Origin of the sequence: Phocaeicola faecium, assembly GCF_014837055.1 — a bacterium.
GTDB classification, from domain to species: Bacteria; Bacteroidota; Bacteroidia; order Bacteroidales; family Bacteroidaceae; genus Phocaeicola; species Phocaeicola gallinarum.
Genome location: NZ_JACSPQ010000006.1, coordinates 272,220 through 288,438, shown reverse-complemented (window position 1 = coordinate 288,438; position 16,219 = coordinate 272,220). Strand labels below are relative to the sequence as shown.

At 42.3% G+C, this 16,219-nt stretch carries 20 protein-coding genes; all 20 read right to left on the bottom strand.

Annotation, left to right across the window (positions count from 1 at the left end):
- Nucleotides 1-60 precede the first annotated feature (60 nt).
- The 20 genes from gpmI to rpsN all read right to left on the bottom strand — a co-directional run bounded on the left by gpmI (nt 61) and on the right by rpsN (nt 16,213).
- The gene (gene gpmI, locus H9626_RS08785) at nt 61-1,575 is read right to left on the bottom strand and encodes a 2,3-bisphosphoglycerate-independent phosphoglycerate mutase (RefSeq protein WP_191710235.1); all 1,515 of its coding nucleotides are present in this window, start codon (nt 1,573-1,575) and stop codon (nt 61-63) included.
- A gap of 378 nt (nt 1,576-1,953) precedes the next feature.
- Nucleotides 1,954-3,567 (bottom strand): RagB/SusD family nutrient uptake outer membrane protein, encoded by a 1,614-nt coding sequence (locus H9626_RS08780; protein ID WP_191710234.1) that lies wholly within the window; start codon nt 3,565-3,567, stop codon nt 1,954-1,956.
- A 17-nt stretch (nt 3,568-3,584) separates the two neighbouring features.
- Entirely contained in the window at nt 3,585-6,671 is a 3,087-nt protein-coding gene (locus H9626_RS08775) for a SusC/RagA family TonB-linked outer membrane protein (RefSeq protein WP_191710233.1), read from the bottom strand.
- Nucleotides 6,672-7,067: 396 nt separating this feature from the next.
- Nucleotides 7,068-7,670 carry a ribonuclease HII gene (gene rnhB / locus H9626_RS08770; RefSeq protein ID WP_191710232.1) on the bottom strand — a complete coding sequence of 201 codons (603 nt, stop codon included), beginning with the start codon at nt 7,668-7,670 and terminating at the stop codon, nt 7,068-7,070.
- 98 nt (nt 7,671-7,768) lie between these two features.
- The gene (gene rplQ / locus H9626_RS08765) at nt 7,769-8,266 is read right to left on the bottom strand and encodes a 50S ribosomal protein L17 (RefSeq protein WP_191710231.1); all 498 of its coding nucleotides are present in this window, start codon (nt 8,264-8,266) and stop codon (nt 7,769-7,771) included.
- A gap of 6 nt (nt 8,267-8,272) precedes the next feature.
- A complete protein-coding gene (locus H9626_RS08760; protein WP_191710230.1) occupies nt 8,273-9,265 on the bottom strand; it encodes a DNA-directed RNA polymerase subunit alpha in 993 nt (330 codons plus the stop codon).
- Between the two features lie 11 nt (nt 9,266-9,276).
- A complete protein-coding gene (rpsD, locus tag H9626_RS08755) occupies nt 9,277-9,882 on the bottom strand; it encodes a 30S ribosomal protein S4 (RefSeq protein WP_191710229.1) in 606 nt (201 codons plus the stop codon).
- A 121-nt stretch (nt 9,883-10,003) separates the two neighbouring features.
- Nucleotides 10,004-10,393: a 30S ribosomal protein S11 gene (gene rpsK / locus H9626_RS08750; protein WP_007567382.1), complete on the bottom strand. Its 390-nt coding sequence runs from the start codon at nt 10,391-10,393 to the stop codon at nt 10,004-10,006.
- 11 nt (nt 10,394-10,404) lie between these two features.
- Entirely contained in the window at nt 10,405-10,785 is a 381-nt protein-coding gene (gene rpsM / locus H9626_RS08745) for a 30S ribosomal protein S13 (protein WP_191710228.1), read from the bottom strand.
- Between the two features lie 34 nt (nt 10,786-10,819).
- Nucleotides 10,820-10,936 carry a type B 50S ribosomal protein L36 gene (ykgO, locus tag H9626_RS08740; protein WP_002558051.1) on the bottom strand — a complete coding sequence of 39 codons (117 nt, stop codon included), beginning with the start codon at nt 10,934-10,936 and terminating at the stop codon, nt 10,820-10,822.
- A 14-nt stretch (nt 10,937-10,950) separates the two neighbouring features.
- Nucleotides 10,951-11,169: a translation initiation factor IF-1 gene (gene infA / locus H9626_RS08735; protein ID WP_002558052.1), complete on the bottom strand. Its 219-nt coding sequence runs from the start codon at nt 11,167-11,169 to the stop codon at nt 10,951-10,953.
- A gap of 1 nt (nt 11,170) precedes the next feature.
- Complete coding sequence (map, locus tag H9626_RS08730; RefSeq protein ID WP_191710227.1) at nt 11,171-11,968, bottom strand: type I methionyl aminopeptidase; 798 nt, start codon at nt 11,966-11,968, stop codon at nt 11,171-11,173.
- Between the two features lie 11 nt (nt 11,969-11,979).
- Nucleotides 11,980-13,326 carry a preprotein translocase subunit SecY gene (gene secY / locus H9626_RS08725; RefSeq protein WP_191710226.1) on the bottom strand — a complete coding sequence of 449 codons (1,347 nt, stop codon included), beginning with the start codon at nt 13,324-13,326 and terminating at the stop codon, nt 11,980-11,982.
- Between the two features lie 4 nt (nt 13,327-13,330).
- On the bottom strand, nt 13,331-13,777 hold the full coding sequence (gene rplO, locus H9626_RS08720; RefSeq protein ID WP_191710225.1) for a 50S ribosomal protein L15: 447 nt from the start codon (nt 13,775-13,777) through the stop codon (nt 13,331-13,333).
- A 24-nt stretch (nt 13,778-13,801) separates the two neighbouring features.
- Nucleotides 13,802-13,978: a 50S ribosomal protein L30 gene (gene rpmD / locus H9626_RS08715; protein WP_191710224.1), complete on the bottom strand. Its 177-nt coding sequence runs from the start codon at nt 13,976-13,978 to the stop codon at nt 13,802-13,804.
- 13 nt (nt 13,979-13,991) lie between these two features.
- Nucleotides 13,992-14,507, bottom strand: a complete 516-nt coding sequence (gene rpsE, locus H9626_RS08710; RefSeq protein WP_191710223.1) for a 30S ribosomal protein S5 — start codon at nt 14,505-14,507, stop codon at nt 13,992-13,994.
- A gap of 6 nt (nt 14,508-14,513) precedes the next feature.
- Nucleotides 14,514-14,855 (bottom strand): 50S ribosomal protein L18, encoded by a 342-nt coding sequence (rplR, locus tag H9626_RS08705; RefSeq protein ID WP_191710222.1) that lies wholly within the window; start codon nt 14,853-14,855, stop codon nt 14,514-14,516.
- A gap of 21 nt (nt 14,856-14,876) precedes the next feature.
- A complete protein-coding gene (gene rplF, locus H9626_RS08700) occupies nt 14,877-15,446 on the bottom strand; it encodes a 50S ribosomal protein L6 (RefSeq protein ID WP_191710221.1) in 570 nt (189 codons plus the stop codon).
- Nucleotides 15,447-15,462: 16 nt separating this feature from the next.
- Nucleotides 15,463-15,858, bottom strand: coding sequence for a 30S ribosomal protein S8 (gene rpsH, locus H9626_RS08695; protein ID WP_191710220.1), 396 nt, complete (start codon nt 15,856-15,858; stop codon nt 15,463-15,465).
- A gap of 55 nt (nt 15,859-15,913) precedes the next feature.
- Nucleotides 15,914-16,213, bottom strand: coding sequence for a 30S ribosomal protein S14 (gene rpsN / locus H9626_RS08690; RefSeq protein ID WP_191710219.1), 300 nt, complete (start codon nt 16,211-16,213; stop codon nt 15,914-15,916).
- Nucleotides 16,214-16,219: the final 6 nt, after the last annotated feature.

Below are 16,219 nucleotides of genomic sequence, written 5' to 3'. Positions count from 1 at the left end.
ATATAAGGCTCTCTGCTTTGCCCGGAATGACAAGTAATAATTTAAATCGTTATCTGATTATTATTTTATCAAATCCTTTCCTGTCATGTCTGCCGGCTGAGGCATTCCCATGATGTGCAGAATAGACGGAGCAACATCGGCAAGCACTCCGTTTTCTACTTTCGCATCCTTGTTCTCGGTTACATACACAAACGGAACCGGATTCAGTGAGTGAGCCGTGTTCGGAGTACCGTCTTCGTTCAAAGCATGGTCGGCATTTCCGTGGTCGGCAATGATAATCACTTCGTAGTCGTTAGCTTTGGCAGCTTCTACCGTGTCGCGTACGCAGTTATCGATGGCAACAACCGCTTTTTCGATGGCTTCGTAAATACCCGTATGGCCTACCATATCGCCGTTTGCATAGTTAACAACGATGAAGTCGTACTTCTGAGTATTGATAGCCTCAACCAGTTTATCTTTTACTTCGTAAGCGCTCATTTCCGGTTTCAAATCGTAAGTGGCAACCTTCGGAGAAGGAACCAGAATACGGTCTTCGTTATCGTACGGAGTTTCGCGACCGCCGTTGAAGAAGAACGTTACGTGAGCATATTTTTCTGTTTCTGCGATGTGAAGTTGAGTCTTGCCGTTCTTTGACAGGTATTCGCCCAACGTATTTTTCACGTTTTCTTTCGGGAACAAAATATGTACGCCTTTAAACGAAGCATCATACGGAGTCATGCAGTAATACTGCAAGCCCGGAATAGTTTTCATGCCTTCTTCCGGCATGTCTTGCTGCGTAAGTACGATGGTCAACTCTTTGGCACGGTCGTTACGGTAGTTGAAGAAGATAACTACATCGCCTTCCTTGATAGTACCATCGAAGTTGGCATTGTTAATCGGTTTGATAAATTCATCGGTTACACCTTCATCGTATGATTCCTGCATAGCCTGTACCATGTCGGTAGCCTGTTTTCCTTTGCCTTCTACCAGCAAATCGTAAGCCTCTTTTACACGGTTCCAGCGTTTGTCACGGTCCATAGCATAGAAACGTCCTACGATAGAAGCGATTTTGCCTGCCGATTGTGCACAGTGAGCAGTCAGCTGTTCGATGAATCCCTTACCACTCTTCGGGTCGGTATCACGTCCGTCCATGAAACAGTGGATGAAAGTATTTTCCAATCCGTATTCTTTCGCGATATCACACAGTTTAAACAAATGGTCCAAAGAAGAGTGAACACCGCCGTTTGAAGTCAATCCCATGAAGTGAATACTCTTTCCATGCTCTTTCGCATACGAGAAAGCAGAAACGATTTCCTTGTTATTCAAGATACTGCCGTCTGCACAAGCACGGTTAATCTTCACCAAGTCTTGATAAACGATACGTCCGGCACCGATATTCAGGTGACCTACTTCAGAGTTACCCATTTGTCCGTCGGGCAAACCTACGTTTTCACCGCTTGCCTGAAGTTCAGAATGCGGATAAGTAGCCAGCAGAGAGTCCCAGTAAGGAGTCGGAGTGTTGAAGATTACATCGTCTTTCTTGTGGTCGCCACATCCCCAACCATCAAGAATCATTAAAAGAGCTTTCTTAGCCATAGTTATATTGTTTTTAAAAGTTATACTTAGCTGTATGTTTTCCAACATGCAAAAATACAAAATATCCCGCTGAGCGCGAAACTTTTTACTATTTTTAGTAGGCAGGAACAGGCGATGATGCAAAAAATGCAAAAGTCTCGCCTCAACAAGCGCCATGAACCACACGGCGATGTGAAGAGCGAGACTTCTGCATTCTTTCTATACCCGATATTGTGATTTATCCCACAACAATTAGCCGCGCAAAACGCTTCGGTTAGTGTTTGTTGTTTCATGCGGATAAGTTACCTAACTCTACCCATAGAATTCCCCTGTTCTACGGGTAGAATTTTCTAAAAGATAAGCATCTGTTTATCAAACAAATGCAATTACACTTTCAGCTTAATACCCCGGATTCTGCTCCCAGTTGGTATTGGTGTTCATAACGCCCGTAGGTATCGGGAAGATACGGCGGTAGAGCTGTGTTTTGGCAGCCGGATTGATGATGTGTTTCCATCCCCAGTCGTCTTCAAACTTACCGAAACGAATCAGGTCGTTGCGTCGCCAGCTTTCATCGGCAAACTCACGTCCGCGTTCGTCGAGAAGGTCATCGAGCGTTACCGAATCCGTTACTTTTTCTTCTGCTCCCACATAATCGCGAATCTGGTTTATCAACGACATCGGGGTATCGCCGTTTGTGGCAGTAGCTCCGCGCAGGATGGCTTCCGCCTTCATCAGCAACACGTCGGCATAGCGGAAGATAGGCACGTCGTTACTCTGGCTACGCGATTGGGCTGCCGTGGTCTGCAAGTCCATGTAGAATTTGATGGAACGGTAACCCACAGAACGTCCGCCGTGAGGTGTATTGTCTACCCCCATGATTTCGTCTACCGGATTCAAAGGTATGTCGCGCGTCAGAACCACCTGCTGTCCGTCTACCATCCACGGCGTATCGGTTTCTTCGTAAGTGTACGGGTCGCGCACGTAAAGCGGTCCGCCGATAATGGTTTCATTACGCTCATCGTTAGTCAGACAGAACAGGTCGAGAAAATCCGGAGTAACACCGAAGATACCTCCCACGCTGCTGGGCAAATCCACACCGTAGAAACCGATGTTACCCGAACGGTGTGTCCACCAGCGGGCATAAGTCATACCTTGCTGGGTTTCACGGTCGAAAGGCATGGCGTAAATGAAGTCGCGAATCTGATAACCGTTATCAGGATAAAACTTAGAACGGTAATCGTCGCTCAAGTCAAACCGCCCCGAAGCAATAATCTCGTCGCATACTGCCACAAGGTCGTTCAGCTTCTCGTTCGGCAGGTCGGGTGTATATTGGGTTACATCGCCACAAGTATAAACCGCCCAGTTCAGGTACAGTTTGGCAAGCAAGGCATCCGCCATCCAGCGCGTCGGCATTCCGTAGGTAGAAGCATTCACCTCTTCGCTGAGCTGGTCTCTTACCTCCAGCAACTCTTTTTCAATGAAGCGGGCTATGTCTGCACGCGGAGAACGGTCTATCCTTTCATCGTCTGCCAGCTTATGGTCTAACAGCGGAACATCGCCGTAGCTATCCATCAGCACGAAGAAATAGTAAGCACGCACGGCGCGCAGCGATGCGATGGTAGGCGCAACGTTTTCCGCATCTCCGAATTCTGCTATCAGATTGTTACAAGTGGTTATACCTCCCGCCACTGTTTCCCAATAGCCGATGCAGGGGTCGTCCGGCGTCCATGAGTGAAGGAACATGTGGGTATAACGTCCGTTGTCGTAATAATCGTTCGCACCGTATGAGTGTGGAGTTACTTCATCAGACGACAGTGACTGGGCATGGTTATAGTCGCGCGACAACGGGCCACGCATTGCATAATACGCATTGGCAGCTCTTGCCTCACTTGCCAGCTCCGAGTCGGGGAACTCCGTGTATTGTGACTGAATATCCACATCAAGGTCGGTACAGCTTGCGGCGAACGTCAGCAAAGCTGCCGGTAATATTGATTTTAAGTATTTAGTTTTCATAAGACTCTGTTGTTTTATTAGAAGTTGATATTAACACCAAACATGAAAGTACGTGTGCGAGGATAAGTCTGGCGGTTGTCGATACCCGGTTCGATACCTCCCAAGTTTACTTCGGGGTCAAGTCCGTCGTAACCGGTTATAGTAAAGACATTATTACAAGTAGCATACAGGCGAAGCCCCTTTACCCATTCATTGATTCTACCAAAGTCATAACCCAATGAAAGGCTTGATAAACGCAGGTAACTGCCGTTTTCCAAATAACGGTCGGAAGGAGCATGTGCGCCACCGTCGGTGATAGGAATATCTGTGAGGTTAGAAGCCAATACATTCTTTCCGGAAACCACATTACCCACATTGGTCAGATAAGCGCGTGAGGCATTCAAGATTTTGTTGCCGAACACACCTTGAAAGAAAGCTGTCAGAGTCCATTTCTTCCACGTAAACGTATTGTTCCATCCGAGGTTGAGCTTCGGCTGTGCCGAACCCGTAGCTACACGGTCTTTATCTCCCGGAGTGGTTGTGGTTACGTATTCTCCGGTATTCTTGTCTATCCAGCGTCCGTTTTCTTGCTGAACGGCGTTGGCATCGGCACCTCCCGCATCAGCGTAAACCGTTTCTACCGTTGATTTATCGTAGGCGTAGAAGTGAGAACGTCCGTCTTTCACTCCTGCCCACTGCCATGTGTAGAACTGTCCGATGGGATAACCTTCCATGATACGCTGGTTGCAGGCGGTTGAATATCCGGCAGCATCTACATTACCTTTATCCATATATTCGGTAGAATACATTTCGTTTGACAGTTTTACCACCTTATTCTTGTTATGCGACAGGTTCAGAGAGGTAGTCCACGTAAAATCTTTCGTCTGTACCGGTACGGCATTGATGGTAATTTCGATACCCTTGTTGCTGATTTCGCCCACATTAGCCGTCAGCCAGTTATATTGATAGCGGCTTGTAGATACGGCATAATCGGCAATCAGGTCTTTGGTACGCTTGTCATAATATTCGATTGTTCCGCTCAAGCGGTTGTTGAAGAATCCGAAGTCGATACCGACATTCAACATCCCCGTGCGTTCCCACTTCAAATCGGGGTTGGCATTACGGATAGCACCAAGAATGTGGATGTTTTCAATATCGCCCGACGCATTTACATGTTGGAACCAACCCGTTGAGCCATAAAGCTGAGAAGCTGTAAACACATCAAATCCCAATGAGTTTCCGCTGACACCGTAACCCACGCGCAGTTTCAAATCGTCGAACACATTCAAATCTTTAATGAATTTTTCTTCTGAAAGTCGCCATGCAGCAGAGAAAGACGGGAAGGTAGCCCAGCGGTTATTCTTTCCAAAAGCCGAAGAACCGTCGCGACGGACTGTTGCCTGAAGCAAATACTTACTGTTATACGAATAGTTGGCACGGGCGTAGAAAGAAATCATACGCAAGGTAGACAGGTTATAATCGCCAAAGCCATTCAAATCTACTTTATTCGCCATACCCATGTTGTGATAAGTCAGCGCATCGTTATAGAAATCATAGGTAGTCAACTGGAAACCGTCGTTATCATTTCCTTCTTCCCATGAATATCCTGCCATGACTCCCAACTTATGAACATCGTTAAACGTTTTGTCATAATTCAGATAAGTTTCCAGCACTTTTCTGTTATTGGTTACCGAAGCACGCTGGGCTCTACCGTTCATATTATTAGCAATCAGAGAGTTATGCGTATTATACTTATTGTAATTATACTGCTCGTTCTGATAAGCCAAGCTTAAATTATACACCAGACCATCGATTATCTTTAAAGACGCCTTCGCATTTGCCTGAATACGTTTTGACTCGGTCTTGTCGATATTCTCGCTATACAGCGCTACCGGGTTATAGTTTTGAGAGATACCCGGATCTTCGTACCAGCTTCCGTCTTCGTTACGCACCGGAACAAGCGGAGAATAATAGTACATCGCGTCATAGATACTTGAGCCCTGAGCATCGGCAGGATTTCCGCTGGGAACATTATTCTGATTTGTTACACTTGCATTCAAATTGAACGACAGTGTCAAACGGTCTTTCAAGGCTTTCGTTTCAACAAAAGCACGCCCGATTAAACGGTCCATATCCGTACCCCGGATAGTACCTTGCTGATCCATGAAGTTGATGCTGGCGTTATACACCGTATGCTCGTTTCCTCCGCTAATCGAAACATTATGATTATGGCTGAATCCTACACGTTCTACTTCGTCGGCCCAGTTCGTATCATAACCTAAATCGTTGGGCAGCATCGTATTCTCACCCGTCGCAGCGTAACTGCGAAGCTGGTCGGCATTCATCATATCATAATTCTTCATAATCTTATCTATGGCAACATAGCCATTGTAGCTCACTTGGGCGCTTCCTGCCTTGCCTCTCTTGGTTGTGACGATGATAACACCGTTGGCAGCCTTCGAACCGTAGATGGCTGTGGCAGAGGCATCGCGAAGCACATCAATGCTCTCAATGTCATCGGGCGATACCAGCGAAAGCGACATGCCCGGAACACCGTCTATCACGTAGTAAGGTTCTTGGGCAGCTCCCTCACGGATGGTAGACGCACCGCGCAGCGTAATAGAAGGAGTAGCATTCGGGTCACTGCTTTGGGTAATGGTTAATCCCGGCACCTTTCCTTGAAGCAACTGAGCCGGATTTGAATAAACACCGATGTTCAAATCTTCCGACTTCACTGTGGTAATAGAGCTTGTAACGTCTTTACGCTGCATACTACCGTAACCCACTACTACGACTTCATCCAGCGTCTGTGTATCTTCGCTCATCACAACGTTGATTACCCGCTGCGTTACTTTCACTTCTTGTGGCGTAAAGCCAATGAACGAGAATACAAGCGTTTTGCCATTCTGTACGTCGATAGAATACTTTCCGTCGACATCGGTAATATTACCATTCGTAGTACCTTTTTCTACCACGTTGACACCTATCAACGGCATTCCCGACTTATCGGTCACAACTCCAGTCACCTTGTTTTGCGCGAAAATCAAGGTACTGCTCAGCAGAAACATTACGAAGAACAGTTTCCTCATAATTTTCCCCTCCTGTAATAAATGTACATTCAGCATAGAATTCAGTTTTCGTTAATTAATAATAAGGATTTGATTATCTAATTCGGTTACTTTGGTTTCAAACAGAGTTTTTTAAACTTCTTTTTCGGAAGCCCTTAACGCAAATTTGGAATTTTTTATTGATGATAAGGGAGAAAATAGTTCAAAATAAGGGGAAAATAGTAAAGCCCCGCCGTATAGAACTCCTGTGGGGAAGAAATCTGTTACAATATTATTACATGTAATGGAATTGAAATATCCGGGATGGAAGAATGTTTTTCTCCATCAAAACAATAAAGACAACGGCAAGATTACGGCACTGTCCGTCTTTTTTCCACCGCATAAAAAGCAGAAAGGTTGCCGCAAGAATATGCAACAACCTTAAACAAAAGAAATGTCTTTACCAACGGGGTATTAGAAATCGAAAGAGAGCTGACCGTCACCCAACAAGTTGAAACTCATCCGATGATAAGGAGTGACACCGTAACGGTGAATGGCATCGCGGTGTTTCTTTGTAGGATATCCCTTGTTGTCCTTCCAGTCGTACATGGGATATTCTTCATGAAGCCGATTCATATAATCATCACGATAGGTCTTGGCGAGAACCGATGCCGCAGCTATGGAGAGATATTTGCCATCGCCTTTAACAACCGTGGTGTGTGGGATATCCGGATAGGGATTAAATCGGTTTCCGTCAATTAACAAGTGTTGGGGACGCAAAACAAGCCGATCTATCGCACGGTGCATAGCTAAAAAAGAGGCATTCAGGATATTAATCTTATCTATCTCCTCCGGCAAGACAACACCTACCGCCCAAGCTAAAGCATCACGCTCAATAACCTCACGGAGTTTATAACGCTGATTCTCTGTCAGCTTTTTCGAATCGTTTAACAATTCATTCTTATAGTCGGCAGGCAAAATAACAGAAGCCGCATATACAGCACCTGCCAAACATCCTCGTCCGGCTTCATCACATCCGGCTTCAATCAACTCTTTATGCAAATACGGTAATAACATCTCACACTCTTTTACCGGCAAAGATACGACAGTTTAAGCAATAAAAAAACCGAAGCCCGTTTCGAGCTTCGGTTTTTATCATATAGTGTTTTACAGAATTATTCAGCTTTAGGGGCTTCCTCTGTAACAGTAGCTTCTGCAACAGGTGCTTCAGTAGCTTCAGCAGCAACAGCAGATGCAGATTTCTTAGAACGACGGGTGCGAGTTGCTTTCTTAGCAGCAGTCTTAGCCATGTTCTCATTATAGTCAACCAATTCGATGAAACACATTTCAGCGTTGTCTCCCAAACGGTGACCGGTCTTGATAATACGAGTGTAACCACCCGGACGATCTGCAACCTTTACAGAGATTTCTTTGAACAGTTCAGTAACAACAAACTTGTCTTGCAAGTAGCTGAATACAACACGGCGTGAGTTCGTGGTATCATCCTTCGATTTTGTAATCAGCGGTTCAACGAACTTTTTCAAAGCTTTAGCCTTCGCAACAGTCGTAGTGATTCTTTTGTGCTTAATCAAAGAACATGCCATGTTTGACAGCATTGCATTTCTGTGAGAAGCAGTACGACCTAAATGGTTAAATTTCTTATTATGTCTCATTAGTTTTTATTCTTTATCTAATTTATACTTAGAAATATCTGTTCCAAACGACAGATTCAGACTCTCGAGCAAATCATCAAGCTCCGTGAGCGATTTCTTACCGAAGTTACGGAATTTCAACAGGTCGGTCTTATTGAACTGAACCAAATCGCCAAGTGTTTCCACATCGGCAGCCTTCAAACAGTTCAACGCACGCACTGACAAATCCATATCAACCAATTTGGTCTTCAGCAACTGGCGCATGTGCAATACTTCTTCATCGAATTCTTCATTGCCGTCTGCATCTGCAGTTTCCAACGTAATCTTTTCGTCAGAGAAGAGCATGAAGTGATAAATCAATATCTTAGCAGCTTCTTTCAGTGCTTCCTTCGGGTGAATGGAACCATCCGTCGTAATTTCAAGTACCAACTTTTCATAGTCAGTCTTTTGCTCTACACGGTAATTTTCTACCGCATATTTCACGTTACGAATCGGAGTGTAAATAGAATCAATAGGAATTACATTCACATCGGTGCAGAATTCACGGTTTTCATCAGCCGGAACATATCCGCGACCTTTGTTGATTGTAACATCCATTTGAAGAGTTGTTTTTGAATCTAAATGGCAAATAACTAATTCAGGATTTAACACTTCAAATCCGGTCAAATATTTACCAATATCACCTGCCTTAAATTCAGTAGAATTTTCAACGGTAATGCTTACTTTTTCGTTTTCAAATTCTTCAACTACTTGCTTGAAGCGTACTTGCTTCAGGTTCAAGATAATGTTAGTAACATCTTCTTTTACTCCCGGAATGGTAGCAAACTCATGTTCTACACCATCGATACGAATCGTATTGATAGCATAACCTTCCAATGAAGAAAGAAGAATACGGCGCAAAGCATTACCTACGGTAATACCGAAACCGGGCTCCAGCGGACGAAATTCAAATTTACCGAATTTGGAATCCGCTTCCAACATTAATACTTTATCAGGTTTTTGAAATGCTAATATCGCCATGAAATTAATTATTATTTAGAGTACAATTCAACGATCAAGTGTTCTTTAATGTTTTCAGGAATGTCGGCTCTTTCAGGAACATGCAACATTTTACCCGTCTTAGAGTTTTCATCCCATTCCAACCAAGGATATTTGCTGTGATTGAAACCAGCCAATGAGTTTGCGATAACTTCCAAAGACTTTGATCTCTCACGAACACCTATCAACTGTCCCGGTTTTACTGCGTATGAAGGAATATTAACCACTTTACCATCTACAGTAATGTGCTTATGTCCGACCAATTGACGGGCAGCAGCACGTGTCGGAGCAATACCCAAACGGAACACAACGTTGTCTAAACGAGATTCAAGGCCCTGCAACAAAAGTTCACCGGTAATACCGTTCATTCTTGCAGCCTTTTCAAACATGTTACGGAATTGTTTTTCCAATACTCCGTAAGTATATTTTGCTTTCTGCTTTTCAGCCAGCATGACACCGTATTCAGAAGTTTTTCTACGGCGGTTATTTCCATGCTGTCCGGGAGGATAGTTTTTCTTAGATAAAACTTTATCTGCTCCAAAGATTGCTTCACCAAATTTACGTGCAATTCTTGTTTTTGGTCCAGTATATCTAGCCATTTCTTTTTAATGTTTAATTGTTACTCATGAACTCAATTTGTTGCAGCCGCGATTACAGAAAGGAAATGCAATCCATTATTAACAAAATCAAGTTACATCTAATTAAAATAGGTTACCTTTATTATACTCTTCTTCTCTTCGGAGGACGACAACCATTGTGCGGCAACGGAGTTACATCGATAATTTCAGTAACTTCAATTCCTGCACCGTGCACAGTTCTGATAGCAGACTCACGTCCGTTACCCGGTCCTTTTACGTAAGCCTTCACCTTTCTCAGGCCAAGATCATACGCTACTTTTGCACAATCCTGAGCGGCCATTTGCGCTGCATAAGGAGTATTCTTCTTAGAACCTCTAAATCCCATCTTACCTGCTGAAGACCATGAGATAATCTGACCTTCACTGTTTGCTAAAGAAACGATGATGTTATTGAATGAAGAATGAACGTGCAACTGTCCATTAGCATCAACCTTCACATTTCTTTTTTTAGCTGCGACTGTTTTTTTTGCCATATTAACAATTATTATTTAGTAGCTTTTTTCTTATTTGCAACGGTTTTCTTTCTTCCCTTACGTGTACGAGCATTATTCTTGGTGCTCTGACCTCTAACGGGCAGACCCAAACGGTGGCGTATGCCACGATAACAGCCAATATCCATCAAACGTTTGATGTTCAATTGGATTTCTGAACGAAGATCACCTTCCACTTTATATTCAGCACCAATGATTTCACGGATTTTAGCTGCCTGATCATCAGTCCATTCCATAACTTTCAGGCTACGGTCAACACCTGCTTTATCCAAAATTTTTGCTGAACTACTGCGTCCGATACCATAAATGTATGTCAACGCAATCTCGCCTCTCTTATTCTGAGGCAAATCTACACCAACTATTCTTATAGCCATATACTAAGATTATTTTTTTTGCAAAAATAATAAATTATCCTTGACGTTGTTTATACTTAGGATTTTTCTTGTTAATAACATACAAACGGCCATTACGTCTAACGATTTTGCATTCCGGCGTACGTTTCTTTAATGATGCTCTTACTTTCATATCTTATATTTCTTTTATTTATATCTAAAAACAATTCGTCCCTTTGACAAATCATAGGGAGACATCTCTACCCTCACCTTATCTCCGGGTAATATTTTAATGTAATGCATTCTCATTTTGCCAGAAATATGAGCGGTAATCTCATGTCCGTTTTCCAGCTCAACACGAAACATTGCATTCGACAATGCTTCAACGATAACTCCATCTTGTTCTATTGCAGATTGCTTTGCCATATTAAATTGCTTTATCTCCTAATACTTGTTCTATAAATTCAAATGATGACAATATATCAGCTTTATCCAAACCAATAGCCACCGTATGTTCAAAATGGGCAGCCCACTTACGGTCACGTGTACGTACCGTCCAATTATCACTTTCCATTACAATTTGACGATTACCTTGTGTAATCATCGGCTCAATGGCGATGCACATTCCTTTTTTCAACATCGTTCCTGTTCCTCGCTTTCCATAGTTAGGCACTTGAGGGTCTTCATGCATTTCTTTACCAATACCATGACCGACAAATTCACGTACCACACCATAAGAATGAGCTTCACAATGCTGCTGAACGGCATACCCAATATCACCTAAACGCTTGCCATGAACAGCTTGTTCAATTCCCTTATAAAGAGCTTCTTTGGTTGTTTTCAACAGTTCCAATATCTCCGGAGCAACCTCTCCTACACAAAAAGTATAGGCGGAATCACCACAGAAACCATTCATATACGTGCCACAATCAACAGAGATAATATCACCCTCCTTTAAAGGAATATCATTGGGGATTCCGTGAACAACTTGTTCATTAACCGAAGCACAAATCGAACCCGGAAAAGGACCGCCATAAGGATTAGGAAATCCCTTGAAAGTAGGAACAGCACCATGATCGCGAATAAATTCTTCCGCTACCTTATCCAACTGTTTCGTTGTTACACCCGGCTTTATCATTTTAGCCACTTCGGCCAAAGTTCTCCCCACGAGGAGATTACTTTGGCGAAGCAACTCTATTTCATCATCTGTCTTAAGAAATATCATTCGATATTATTTTAATATGCACCTATATTTCCTGAACGTCCTCTTATTCTTCCCGAACTCAAGAGACCGTCATAGTGACGCATCAACAAGTGGCTTTCAACTTGCTGCAGCGTATCAAGAACAACACCTACAAGAATCAGCAACGATGTTCCGCCGAAGAATTGAGCAAACTCGGCCTGAACTCCGAAGACTCCTGCAAATGCAGGTAAAATAGCAATAATAGCCAAGAAGATAGATCCCGGTAACGTAATGCGTGACATGATCGTATCAATGTAATCGGCAGTACTTTTACCCGGCTTTATCCCCGGAATGAAACCGTTATTTCTCTTCATATCTTCCGCCATCTGATTAGGATTAATCGTAATAGCTGTGTAGAAATAGGTAAATACAATAATAAGAATTGCAAAAATCAGATTATACCAAAAGCTGGTATGGTCAATCAAAGCACGAGCCACACCCGTTGCACTTTCCATGTTAGAAAATCCAACAATCGTAATAGGAATAAACATAATTGCCTGAGCAAAAATAATAGGCATTACGTTTGCAGCATTTACTTTCAGCGGAATGTACTGGCGAGCACCTCCATATTGTTTATTACCTACAATTCTTTTTGCGTACTGTACAGGAATCTTGCGAACTCCCTGAACCAATAAAATTGCAGCAGCTATTACAGCAAGCAAGCAAACAAGTTCAATCAAGAACATGATGATACCACCCGCTCCCGGAGAAGCTAAGCGTGATACAAATTCACCGGAAAATGATTGAGGCAAACGGGCAATGATACCCACCATAATTATCAATGAAATACCATTACCAATTCCTTTATCCGTGATTCGCTCACCAAGCCACAAGATGAACATACTACCTGCTGCCAAAATGATGGTAGAAGTAATAATAAAGAATGTCCAATCTAATGAAGCATTAAGGGCAGGACCTGCTTGCATTTTCAAATTTATCAAATAAGAAGGAGCCTGGAAAATCAGAATAATAATCGTCAAGATACGTGTATACTGATTAATCTTACGACGTCCACTTTCTCCTTCACGCTGAAGTTTCTGGAAATAAGGAACAGCAATAGCCAGCAACTGAATCACAATAGACGCAGAAATATAAGGCATAATTCCCAATGCAAAGATGGAAGCATTAGAGAAAGCTCCACCGGAAAACATATTCAGCAAAGCAAGAAGACCTTCACTCGTTTGTTCATGCAATCTTGTTAACATAGTAGGATCAATACCGGGCAAAACCACGTACGAACCAAACCTGTAGATTGCAACAAACAATATAGTAATGAGGATCCGCTTTCTCAGATCCTCAATATTCCATATATTCTTTAATGTTTCAATAGATTTTCTCATTGAATCAGAGTTTTACTGCATTACCACCAACGGCTTCGATTGCAGCTACCGCACTTTTAGAGAAAGCGTTTGCTTCCACTTCAAGTTTGGCAGTTAAACTACCGTTACCAAGAACTTTCACTAATTGATTAGAAGAAATGAAACCAGCTTCAATAAAGTCTTTCAATCCGACCTTAGACAGATTTTTAGCTTCTGCTAACTTCTGTACCACATCAAGATTAATGGCTTTGTATTCAACACGGTTAATATTCTTGAAACCAAACTTCGGAACACGACGCTGAAGAGGCATCTGACCACCTTCAAAACCGATTTTCTTAGAATAACCCGATCTTGACTTTGCGCCTTTATGACCTCTCGTAGAAGTACCGCCTAAACCAGAACCAGCACCACGACCAATTCTTTTTCTTGTTTTGACAGCACCTTTTGCAGGACGTAAACTATTTAAATTCATATTGCAAAATTCTTTAAATAACTATTACTTAACGATGGTAACCAAGTGTCTCACCTTTTCAACCATACCTAAAATTGAAGGATTCTCTTCGTGTTCAACCACACGATTCATCTTACGAAGTCCCAATGCATCCAAAGTCTTCTTCTGATCTTTCGGAGCACCAATTCTACTTTTTATCTGTTTGATCTTAATAGTTGACATGTGTTTATCCTCCTTATCCTCTAAATACTTTTTCTAAACTTACACCTCTATTTTGAGCAATCATGCGAGCATCTCTCATTTCACTCAAAGCCAAGATGGTAGCTTTAACAAGATTATGCGGGTTTGACGAACCTTTTGATTTTGCCAAAACGTCAGTAATACCTACACTTTCCAAAACGGCACGCATTGCACCACCAGCAACAACTCCAGTACCGGTAGAAGCCGGTTTAATGAAAACCTTTGCACCACCGAATTTTGCAGATTGTTCATGAGGAACAGTTCCTTTCAAAACCGGAACACGAGTCAGATTTTTCTTTGCAGATTCTACACCCTTTGCAATAGCTGCTGTAACTTCACCTGCCTTACCAAGTCCCCAACCAATGATACCATCTTCATTACCAACTACTACAATAGCAGAGAAACTGAAAGTTCTACCACCTTTAGTAACTTTAGTAACACGGTTGATTGCAACCAATCTATCCTTTAATTCTATATCATTAGTGATCTTAACTCTATTATAAACTGCCATAATTCATTAAAATTTAAGTCCACCGTTACGAGCGGCATCAGCCACTTCTTTTACTCTCCCATGATACAAGTAACCGTTACGGTCGAATACGACAGTCGTAATACCGGCTTCCTGAGCTTTTTTTGCGATCAGTTCGCCAACTTTAGCAGCTTGTTCTTTTTTCGGCATAACTTCCATGCCCAAAGAAGATGCAGCAGCCAACGTTCTACCGCTCAAATCGTCAATAAGCTGAACATAAATCTGCTTATTACTTCTAAACACACTCATACGCGGACGTTCAGACGTTCCTGAAATCTTATTGCGTACTCTATATTTAATCTTGATTCGTCTTTCTATTTTTGTTGTCATAATTATACGATTTTATGTGAATTACTTAGCGCCAGCTGATTTACCAGACTTTCTACGAATCTCTTCACCAACAAATTTAATACCTTTTCCTTTATAAGGTTCCGGCTTACGGAAAGAACGTATTTTTGCACAAACCTGACCAAGCAACTGTTTGTCACAAGATTCCAATATAATAAGTGGGTTTTTGTTTCTTTCTGATTTTGTTTCGACCTTGATTTCAGGCGGTAACTGCATAAAGATATTATGCGTATAACCCAATGCGAAATCAATAACATTACCATTATTTGAAGCACGGTAACCAACACCTACCAACTCCAATTCTTTCTTGTAACCTTCAGAAACACCTACTACCATGTTGTGAATCAAAGCACGATACAAACCATGATAAGCATGACGCTGTTTCGGGTTATCAAGCATTGCATTTTCATCTTCTTTCAACACCACATGACCGTCTGCAACCTCTACTGATATCGCGGGATTTACAAACTGGCTCAATTCACCTTTAGGGCCTTTAACGTTTACTACGTTATCCTTCAGAGTAACTGTTACTCCAGCAGGAATACTAATGGGTAATTTACCTATTCTTGACATTGCTTATCCTCCTACATTAATATACATAGCAAAGAACTTCACCACCTATCTTCAAAGCTGAAGCCTCTTTGTCTGTCATCACACCTTTGGAAGTAGATATAATAGCAATACCTAATCCATTAATAACTCTCGGCATGTCTTTGTAGCCGGTATACTTACGCATACCCGGAGTAGATACTCTTTCAAGTTTCTTGATAGCGTTAACTTTATTAACGGCATCATACTTCAAAGCAACTTTGATAGTACCCTGAGGACCATCTTCTACAAATTTGTAGTTCAGAATATAACCTTTTTCAAACAAGATTTTAGTGATCTCCTTTTTCAAGTTTGAAGCAGGTACTTCCACTACTCTGTGCTTAGCACTAATTGCATTTCTCAATCTAGTGAGATAATCTGCGATTGGATCTGTCATATATTTAACTGTTAAATTAATCAGGACTACCCTGACAATATTTAATAATAAAAAATTACCAGCTTGCTTTCTTTACCCCCGGAATCAAACCATTAGAGGCCATTTCACGGAACTGAATACGTGAAATTCCGAACTGACGCATATAACCTTTCGGACGTCCAGTCAACTTACAACGGTTATGCAAGCGAATCGGATTAGCGTTCTTAGGAATAGACTGCAATTTCTGAGCAGCTTCAAAAGCTTCTGCAGGATCCCCTGTCCGTACAATCTTCTTCAGCGCAGCACGTTTTTCAGCATATTTGGCTACCAGCTTAGCTCTCTTGACTTCGCGAGCTTTCATTGATTCTTTTGCCATATCTTA